The organism is Actinomycetota bacterium (genome assembly GCA_035759705.1).
Taxonomy (GTDB): domain Bacteria; phylum Actinomycetota; class CADDZG01; order JAHWKV01; family JAHWKV01; genus JAJCYE01.
The window spans coordinates 1-8,404 of the sequence record DASTUJ010000131.1; the positions used below are offsets into that span (position 1 = coordinate 1).

The 8,404-nt window shown below is 65.8% G+C and carries 10 protein-coding genes; 6 read left to right on the forward strand and 4 right to left on the reverse strand.

Features of this window, described 5'->3' with window-relative positions; all coding sequences use genetic code 11:
• The 3 genes from VFV09_09070 to VFV09_09080 form a co-directional block, all read right to left on the reverse strand.
• On the reverse strand, positions 1 to 524 hold a 524-nt coding region (locus VFV09_09070), incomplete at its 3' end, for an ABC transporter permease (protein ID HEU4867866.1).
• Positions 521 to 1,465 carry an ATP-binding cassette domain-containing protein gene (locus VFV09_09075; GenBank protein HEU4867867.1) on the reverse strand — a complete coding sequence of 315 codons (945 nt, stop codon included), beginning with the start codon at positions 1,463 to 1,465 and terminating at the stop codon, positions 521 to 523. The genes VFV09_09070 and VFV09_09075, both read right to left, overlap by 4 nt.
• A 121-nt stretch (positions 1,466 to 1,586) precedes the next feature.
• Complete coding sequence (locus VFV09_09080; GenBank protein ID HEU4867868.1) at positions 1,587 to 3,128, reverse strand: hypothetical protein; 1,542 nt, start codon at positions 3,126 to 3,128, stop codon at positions 1,587 to 1,589.
• Between the two features lie 119 nt (positions 3,129 to 3,247).
• Here VFV09_09080 and VFV09_09085 point away from each other — a divergent pair, with 119 nt between their 5' ends.
• Together VFV09_09085 and VFV09_09090 are read left to right on the forward strand one after the other, a co-directional pair.
• Positions 3,248 to 3,838 (forward strand): DUF937 domain-containing protein, encoded by a 591-nt coding sequence (locus VFV09_09085; protein ID HEU4867869.1) that lies wholly within the window; start codon positions 3,248 to 3,250, stop codon positions 3,836 to 3,838.
• A gap of 88 nt (positions 3,839 to 3,926) precedes the next feature.
• The gene (locus VFV09_09090; protein ID HEU4867870.1) at positions 3,927 to 4,421 is read left to right on the forward strand and encodes a Gmad2 immunoglobulin-like domain-containing protein; all 495 of its coding nucleotides are present in this window, start codon (positions 3,927 to 3,929) and stop codon (positions 4,419 to 4,421) included.
• Here the strand turns inward: VFV09_09090 and VFV09_09095 are convergent.
• Positions 4,418 to 4,843: a hypothetical protein gene (locus tag VFV09_09095; GenBank protein HEU4867871.1), complete on the reverse strand. Its 426-nt coding sequence runs from the start codon at positions 4,841 to 4,843 to the stop codon at positions 4,418 to 4,420. The genes VFV09_09090 and VFV09_09095 overlap by 4 nt on opposite strands.
• A gap of 121 nt (positions 4,844 to 4,964) precedes the next feature.
• Here VFV09_09095 and VFV09_09100 point away from each other — a divergent pair, with 121 nt between their 5' ends.
• The 4 genes from VFV09_09100 to VFV09_09115 all read left to right on the forward strand — a co-directional run bounded on the left by VFV09_09100 (position 4,965) and on the right by VFV09_09115 (position 8,256).
• Positions 4,965 to 5,558: a hypothetical protein gene (locus VFV09_09100; protein HEU4867872.1), complete on the forward strand. Its 594-nt coding sequence runs from the start codon at positions 4,965 to 4,967 to the stop codon at positions 5,556 to 5,558.
• Between the two features lie 72 nt (positions 5,559 to 5,630).
• The gene (locus VFV09_09105) at positions 5,631 to 6,011 is read left to right on the forward strand and encodes a VOC family protein (GenBank protein HEU4867873.1); all 381 of its coding nucleotides are present in this window, start codon (positions 5,631 to 5,633) and stop codon (positions 6,009 to 6,011) included.
• Positions 6,012 to 6,126: 115 nt separating this feature from the next.
• Positions 6,127 to 7,449 (forward strand): serine hydrolase domain-containing protein, encoded by a 1,323-nt coding sequence (locus VFV09_09110; GenBank protein ID HEU4867874.1) that lies wholly within the window; start codon positions 6,127 to 6,129, stop codon positions 7,447 to 7,449.
• Positions 7,450 to 7,563: 114 nt separating this feature from the next.
• On the forward strand, positions 7,564 to 8,256 hold the full coding sequence (locus VFV09_09115) for a response regulator transcription factor (GenBank protein HEU4867875.1): 693 nt from the start codon (positions 7,564 to 7,566) through the stop codon (positions 8,254 to 8,256).
• Positions 8,257 to 8,404: the final 148 nt, after the last annotated feature.

Sequence of the window (8,404 nt, forward strand, 5' to 3'; positions counted from 1 at the left end):
GCTGCCGGGAAGAAGGCGGAGCCGACTAGGGACCGGAACACGCCCGGGTCGCCGAGTGATGCCGGGCCGCCTACCCCGTCGTAGAGCGCCTGGCCGCCGACGAACGAGATCAGCACGGCCGCCAGCATCACCACGAACGACACGGTGCCGAACACGATGACCTTGGCCCACAGCACGGGGAGCCGGGCAGGCACCGCGGTCAGCGAGGCCCGGATCATGCCGCTGGAGTACTCGTTGGTGATGAGCAGGGCGCCCAGAACGCCGAGGATGAGCTGGGCGATGCTGACCCCGGCGAGGCTGGTGCCGGTCGGGTCGGCCGCCGCGCTCTCGGCGCCCGGGCCGACCAGGCTGGTCGAGAAGGCCGCCAGGAGCACGCCCATGGCGATGACCGCCAGGGCGGTGAACCCGAGCGTGTACTTGGTCGACTTGATCGTGCTGAACTTGATCCACTCGGAGCGGATCACTCGAAGCTGGGTGACCTTGAAGGTCTTCCCGCCCTGGAGTGCAGAGGTGGTGGCGTTCATACCGTTTCTCCCGTCATGACGAGGTCGCCGCCGGTTCCGGCGGTGCCGTGGTACTCGACTGCGTCGTGGGTGAGCTCCAGGAAGATGTCCTCGAGCGATGCCTTCATCGGCGTCAGCTCCTGCAGGCACAGGTTGTCGCCCCATGCCAGGGTGCCGACCTGCTCGGCGGTCATGCCGGTGACCTCCAGTACGTCGGAGCCGGTGGACTTGATCGTCACGCCGTCGGCCTGCAGCAGGTAGCGCAGCTGCGAAGCCTGCGGGCAGCGGACCCGGACCGAGTTCTGGTTGGTGAGCGCCGCCAGCTCGTTGGCCGAGACGTCGGCGATGAGCTTGCCCTTGCCGATGACGATGAAGTGTTCGGCCATCAGGGCCATCTCGGTCATGAGGTGGGACGAGACGAAGACCGTCCGGCCCTCGTCGGCGAGCGACTTCAGCAGGTTGCGGATCCACAGGATGCCCTCGGGGTCCAGGCCGTTGACCGGCTCGTCGAGCATCACCGTGCGGGGGTCGCCCAGCAGTGCCGATGCGATTCCAAGACGCTGGCCCATGCCGAGCGAGAAGCCTCCGCTGCTCTTGGAGGCGACCTCAGTGAGGCCCACGAGCTCAAGCACCTCGTCGACCCTTTTGGTCGAGATTCCGGTGGTGGCAGCAAGCGCCCTGAGGTGGTCACGGGCCGGCCGGCTGGGGTGGACTGCCTTGGCTTCGAGCAGCGCGCCGATCTCGGTCATCGGCGCTTTGTGCTCCCGGTAGGGGAGGCCGTTGACGGTGGAGCTGCCCCGGGTGGGGTGGTCCAGGCCGAGGATCAGGCGCATGGTGGTGGATTTGCCGGCCCCGTTGGGGCCCAGGAACCCGGTGACGATGCCCGGTTGGACGACAAAATTCAACGAGTCCACCGCCAGGTGGTTCCCGTATCGTTTGGTCAGATCGTTGACTTCAATCATGTGAGGCTCCCTCAGTATGGTTCGGAACTGGCTACCTCACCGATTGTGGACTGAGGGGCCTGCCGTGTAGTCGTCCAGCGGCAGACACTTGGCCTGCTGCGGGCGCAGTACTGGGCCCGGGCTATTTCGGGCAGGCGACCCGGCGTCCGGACCTGTCGAGCAGCTCGACAAGCCCGGCGTAGGTGGGGGCCCCCGGCTCCAGGCACGGGGCGACCGGCGCCTGCGGGAAGACCATGTTCGTCACGATGCCGGCCTTGAGCGGCCCTCCGGGGACCGGGTGGAGTGCAATGTCTACGGCCGGCGCCCCCTGCAGGTGGACCCTCGCCCGCTCGGCGGGGGAGCCCGTGACGGTCACGATCAGGTAGCTGGGAAAGGTGCTCGTGGGTGGTGCCTTGTAGTTGAACAGCCAGAAGGCGGTGTTCCCGGTCGAGGCGCTTTGGTTCTCACAGACCCTTCCTTCGGGCAACTTGAGGCAGTCGTCGACTGTCATCCCCGCCGGCTGGGGGCCGGGCCGGGATCTCAGGCGAGAGTTGGGCGACGGCTCGACCGCCTGCATCAGCCACTCGATGTCGCCAACCTTGCCCCGCTCGAGCTCCACCGCACCCGCGTCGGCTCTAAGGCCCGGTCCGCCCCGGACTGCGGTCACGAACTGGTCCCACTCGGCTGCCGTCGCCGGTTCGACCGACGAAGCGACTGCAACCAGTTGGTCGACGCTCGGCCGGTTCGGTCCGTGGGCGTTCACCAGGAGCAGGTCGCCGGCTTTGGTGGAGGAGACGACCACCGTGTCCTCCTTGCCGTTGGCGAACGTCACCACCCGTCCGGGGCGGCCCGAAACCTCGACCGGTTTGGCCTCCGGCGGGTGGTTCCGGCGGACCGCCCAATTGGTGCTTGCGACGACAGCGTCCAGGTCCAGCGCCAGGCCGGGAAGGGTGGTCACGACGACCGTTCCGTCCTCGGCGAACCACGCCCCGCCGGGCTTCGGCCTCGCCCAGGCGGCGGTGTGGCCCCGCTCGCCGGCCGGGAGATGATCGCTGTTGGGAGACGGGAAGCCGGTCAATGAAAATCCGACGTCGGCGTCGGCCGAACCGACAACCTCCAGGCCGCCCGGCGGGTCATCGACCACCGGAGCGAGCAGGTGGTCGTCCTGCGGCCGGGTCGCCCGGGCGATGTCGGCCAGCTCATCGCGCCCGGCGCTCGCTTTCGATACGAGGACCCCCACGTCGTTCCCGAAGTCGACCGCCAGCTGGGCGGGTACTTGCCCAAAATACGTCTCGTGGGCCGCCTTGAAGACCGCCTCCTTGCCATCGAGCTCGAACTTGGGAGGGGGGTCGCCGATGCCGTACCCGATGAGTCCCTGACTGATCCGTCCCTGCAAGCCCTCGTACCCAAAGAGCTCGACCCGGACCTCTCCGGGACCGCCGGGGCCTTCGCCCTTGGGCGCAAGGACTGTAACGGACTCGTGGCTGCCGAACGAGTCTTCCCCCCATGCCTGGGTGAGCGTTCCCCGGCCGGCCTGAACCGGCGAATAGCCCTCCGGCGGGTGACCGACGCGGAAGGGCGAAGACTCGCTGGTAGTGCCCACGGGCTCGTTCACGGCCCCATCGCCGCCGGTGCAGCCGATCATTCCTACGAGCAGGATCCCTGCGGCGATTCGTCTAAACAACGGCACCTCCATTAAAAGGACGGCTCGCGCGGCTCTCCCTCAGTATCGCCGCAGCCGGGTGAACGGATAACCTTCAACCAGTGCCGCTCGCTCGGACCGGTCGATCGAAGGGGGAAGCCATGGCAGGGATCGAAGGACTCATGAAGGAGCTCCCGATAGGGGACATCGCCCAGCGGCTCGGGGTCGACGAGGCCACCGCCAAGCAGGCGATCGATCAGGCGCTTCCGACCCTGTTCGGCGGGCTAAAGGCCAATGCCCAGGACCCGGCAGGGGAGCGCTCGATCGCCGAAGCCGTGTCGCAGCACCCCCCGAGCCTGGTCGAGGGCGGCGTGAACCTGTCGGATGTCGACGAGTCGGACGGCGAGAAGATCGTCTCCCACGTCTTCGGCGACAACAAGCAGCAGGTCGTCCAGACCCTCGGCGGGCTGCCCAAGGGCGGTGGGAAGGCGCTGCAGGAGAAGCTGCTGCCGATCCTCGCCCCGATCGTCCTCTCCTACCTGGCCAAGCAGCTCGGCGGCAAGGGCGGCAAGGGCGCCGGCGGTCTCGGCGGAGTGCTGGGCGACATCCTCGGCAGCGCCGCAGGCGGCGGCAAGGGCGGCGGCGGCGTGGGCGACATCCTCGGCGACCTTCTGGGCGGCGGGGGCGCTAAAGGTAAAGGCGGCGGGGTCGGCGACATCCTGGGGGGCCTTCTGGGGGGCGGCCGCAGATAACCTAGGCGAGCCGGCTGTGAGACCAACAGCAACTATCTCCAATGCTCAGACTGGTGACGGTAGATCAAGCAGGAGAATGGAGCCCAGGATGACAAACCGCATCGATCAACCCCGGGAGTTCGATCTTGTCGGCAACCCGATCATGATAGGCGGCGTGGGAACCGGATTCGAGGCCACGTTGCAGTACCGCGTGCACGAGGGACACGACGAGGTAACCGGGCACTTCATGGCGGGCGGCGGGACCGGCGAGCACGGCCAGTTCCAGCTCCAGGTGGACGTGTCCGGCGCCTCCTTCACGCTGGACCGCCTCTTTGTGGAGATCTTCGAGTTCAGCGCCAAGGACGGGTCGGAAATCAACAAGGTCACCGTCCCGGTGATCCTCGGCACCCGGATCGTCGACGGTTACGTCGGGTACCGGGAGCACACCGTCAAAAAGGGTGACACCCTCTGGGCGATAGCCAAGGCCAACTACGGCAAGGGCAGTCTGTTCCCGAGGATCGTGCGGGCCAACCCGAACCAAATCAGCGACCCCGACAAGATCAGCCCGGGACAGGTCCTCAAGGTACCGATCGGGAGTTCTTAGGAGTCGAGCCGGGTGTAGGTGAGGTCGAAGTCGTTCTCCCACTTCTCGCCGTGGTTGATCTCCCACGCCCCTTCTATACGGCGGCCGTCCTCGTTGAACCTGCCTATGTAGCGCTGGCGGAAATCGAGAGGGGAGAAGTCCTCCGTCTCTCTGGCGAGGGTCAAAACGCCGTCCTCGAGCGTCATCGAGTAGGTCCGCACGACGCCTCGTGAGTCGAAGTAGTGCTGCGTGAACCCGCCGTCCGGACCGAGGGCGATGATCGCCAGGGTGTTGGGGGCCTCCGGCAGGTCCACCTCGGTCCGCTGCATCAGGAACGCGCCGTCCAGCGTCCACTCGAACAACGCTCTGCCGGAACCGCCGAACGCCTCGATCCGCCACTCGCCGACGAGCGGCACCAGTGGTTCCATCCCTGCTTTGATCATGGGAATCCCTTCGTTCGATTGCCGGCTAAGTCGCGGGGGGTATTTCCCCAGGTTCGCCGAACCTCTATCGTTCCTTTCTGGCTAAGAGTGTCCATCCCCGGTCCCGTGAAGGAGGTTCCAGATGCCAGATGGCGAGATGAAGGTTCCACCGATGTCGGTCCAACTTCAAATGGCCGAAGCGGCGCTTGAGATTCAACAGATCGCCAACCGGGAGGCCACCCTGGCCCGGACCGCGACGAAAAACTCCAAAGACTTCCTGGGCTCCGACGTCGACGCATGGATCGCCATGGCTCTGAGGCTGGACGAGGCGCTCGCCGTAGCGGAACACCACGCCGAGTTCCTCCGTAGGAGTTTCGAGCAGTACGGACCGTGGCTCAACCAGCAGATCCAGCAGACGCTGACCTCGGACCACTTCCAGCCCGACCAGATCGAGCAGATCACGACGATCCTGGACGTCAAGGACGGAGACTTCTCAGACCTCGGCCTATCCCTGGCCGGAACGGTCGTCGAAAGGATCCCCGGCTCCCGCAAGGAGCTTCGCGACCTGGCGTTCGACATCAAAGGCATGGCGGTGCCGGTGATGGACTGGCACCACGTGGGGTGCACGATGATCGACGTCGCCATGATGGCCGGCCTCGCCCTGTGTATCCCCACCGAAGGCGCCGGGTGCGTGGTTGCGCTGGGCGGGATGATCGCCCACGCGGCCTTCTGCTGAATTCGGTGAAACGGATCGATCCCAACTCGCACTACCAGTAGCCGGCGTTCGAAGTCCACGAAAGGAGTTGCGATGTTGTCCGATTTTCCGATTGCGGCGGCCTTGCCAGTCAGCGACGTTGCCCGAGCCCGCCAGTTCTACGAGGAGGTCCTCGGGTTCCAGGCGGCCCAGGTCAACGAGGAGATGGGCGAGGTCGAGTACAGCAGTGGGGGCGTGAACTTCTTCATCTACGCGACCGGATCCGCCGGCACCAACCAGGCGACGGCCGCAGCGTGGCGGGTGAGCGGGCTCGACGGCGTGATGGCGGATCTGGGTGACAAGGGTGTGGTCTTCGAGGAGTACGACCTGCCCGGCCTGAAGACGGAGAACGGCGTCGTGACCGCCCCCAACGGACGGGCGGCCTGGTTCAAGGACCCCGACGGGAACATCCTTGCCGTCGAAGAGCCGAGCTGATTGCGCCGCACCCGGTTAGGAAAACGAGCAACTTCTTGTAAGAATTTCGGCCCTTCTTCCTCATTCCTTCGCCCCCATCAAGGCGGGGCGCTACTGAATGAAGGAGAAGAAGGTAATGAACGCAACATCAAGCATGAAGCTTCGCCGCCGGGCCGTCGCGGCCTGTGTGGTATCGGCAGTCTCAATCGGGATTCTGCCCGGTGTCGCCCACGCCGGCCCGCCCCCGGGCGCGCTGGCCTTCGAACAGAAGGTTGACGCACTCGTCAACAAGCTGATCGATGACAACAACCTGCCCGGAATGACCGTCGCCGTCTCCAAGCAGGGCCGGCTGGTTCTCACCAAGGGTTACGGCTACGCCTACTACGGCGCACCCAAGACCCCGATGAAGGCATCGATGCGGGCTCGCATCGGCAGCGTCAGCAAGGCTGCGATGACCGGACCGGCGGCTTACCAGCTGCTGAAGCAGCACGGAAAGGACCCGGCGACCACCCTCCTCTACGGCCCCGACGGGTTCTTCGAGGGCAAGTTCGACGCAGACATCGCAGCAAAGATCGACGAGCTGACCCCGGACTCCCCCGACCAGATCGCCGAGAAGGCCATCGACTGGGAAGACTGGTACAGCAAGATCACCATCCAGCACCTGTTCGACCACACGTCCGGATTCAACGGCGGGGGCGACATTGCCGGCACCGCAAAGATGTTCGAAGTCGCCGAGGAAGACGTCACCTACGAGATGGCGCACCGTCACTTCCTGCGCACCCGGACCCTGCTGTTCGAGCCCGGAACCGACTCGTCCTACTCCAACCACGGCATGGGCGTTTTCACCCTGGTGATCGAGCAACTCTCCGGCAAGTCGTACTACGACTACGTGCGGGACGACTACCTGGAGACCATGAACCTGCACAACCGGATTCGTCCTGAGTTCGCCCAGCCGGATTCCTGCGACGCAACCAACCACAAGCCCGGCGTAGGCGACCCGTCTTCACTGGGCACCGACAACCTTCCCGCCCCTGTGCCCTTCGAGTTCGAGGAGTACAACCTCGGGCTGGCGGCCGGCGGATGGAGGGCTTCGGCGCAGGACCTGGCCCGGGTCATGACCACCCTGGAGAACAAATACGCCTGGGCCGAGATCGACTCCATGGGTTGGTTCGCCAACTCCAAGGGCAAGCTCAGCCACAACGGCTTGATCGACGGCGGAGCCTCCGTCGTGCAGATGTTCCCCGAGGGTTACAAGTCGTCGAACAACCTGGACCTCAGCGGCGTGAAGGTGGCCATCGTCACCAACATCCGCAACCTGAGCGGTATTCAGAGCCTGGCGGACCAGATCGCCCTTGCGGTCCCGACCAGCAACATCGAGCCCGACTACAACCTGTGGAGGTCCGCAATCGGAACCTACCCGTGCCTGACGGCGGGCAGCCTCACCAGCATCAGCAGCTGAACGCCCTGCAGCAACCGAAGGGCCGGTAAGTCCGGCCCTTCGGCGCGTGAGGATCTGTGGAACTTCTTAGCCAACTCACAACAAGCTCACAAAGTCCGGTGGGATTGTTCTTCCATGGACCAGGCCCCCGCCACCCGCGTGCTGGTGGTCGACGACGAGCGCAACATCTGCTTTCTGTTGGAGGTGGCGCTGCGCCAGCAGGGCTTCGAGGTCCAGGTGGCGTCAACCGGCCGGGAGGCGCTCGACACCCTGGGCCGCAAGGCGCCGGACATCGTCCTGCTGGACGTCATGCTGCCCGACCTGGACGGCTTCGAGGTCTGCCGGCGCATGCGGGAGGCGGGCCTGAGGGTCCCGATCCTGTTCCTCAGCGCCAAGGACACCACCGAGGATAAGGTCCGGGGCCTCACCCTCGGCGGCGACGACTACGTCACGAAGCCGTTCAGCCTGGAGGAGGTCGTGGTCCGCATCCACACGATCCTCCGCCGGCAGGGGAGGGCCGCCCCGAGCTCCCGGCTGACCTTCGCCGACCTGGAACTGGACGACGACTCCCACTGCGTCCGCCGCTCGGGCGTGCTGCTCGACCTGTCGCCGACCGAGTACAAGCTGCTGCGCTTCCTGCTGGCCAACGCCGGGCGCGTGATGAGCCGCAGCCAGATCCTCGACCACGTCTGGGAGTACGACTTCGGGGGCCGCACGAGCGTGGTCGACACCTACGTCAGCTACCTGCGCCGCAAAGTCGACAGCTTCGACCCCCCGCTGATCCAAACCGTCAGGGGCGTCGGATTTTGTATGAGGTTGAACTCGTGACGCTGCGCCGCCGGATCCTGCTCGGCTGCGGCGTGATCGCTTCGGTGCTGTTGATCGCCGACCTCTTCCTTGCGGCAACAGTCCGGTCGGTGTTGCTGCAGAGCGTCGACACCCAGCTCACCGAGTCGGCCCGGCGTATCACCAGGCT

What these genes read in the sequence shown, in the direction of transcription:
- VFV09_09115 (HEU4867875.1), top strand. Translation starts at nt 7,564, where the DNA reads ATGGACCAGGCCCCCGCCACCCGCGTGCTGGTGGTCGACGACGAGCGC.
- VFV09_09085 (HEU4867869.1), top strand. Translation starts at nt 3,248, where the DNA reads ATGGCAGGGATCGAAGGACTCATGAAGGAGCTCCCGATAGGGGACATC.
- VFV09_09090 (HEU4867870.1), top strand. Translation starts at nt 3,927, where the DNA reads ATGACAAACCGCATCGATCAACCCCGGGAGTTCGATCTTGTCGGCAAC.
- VFV09_09110 (HEU4867874.1), top strand. Translation starts at nt 6,127, where the DNA reads ATGAACGCAACATCAAGCATGAAGCTTCGCCGCCGGGCCGTCGCGGCC.
- VFV09_09075 (HEU4867867.1), bottom strand. Translation starts at nt 1,465, where the DNA reads ATGATTGAAGTCAACGATCTGACCAAACGATACGGGAACCACCTGGCG.
- VFV09_09100 (HEU4867872.1), top strand. Translation starts at nt 4,965, where the DNA reads ATGCCAGATGGCGAGATGAAGGTTCCACCGATGTCGGTCCAACTTCAA.
- VFV09_09095 (HEU4867871.1), bottom strand. Translation starts at nt 4,843, where the DNA reads ATGATCAAAGCAGGGATGGAACCACTGGTGCCGCTCGTCGGCGAGTGG.
- VFV09_09105 (HEU4867873.1), top strand. Translation starts at nt 5,631, where the DNA reads ATGTTGTCCGATTTTCCGATTGCGGCGGCCTTGCCAGTCAGCGACGTT.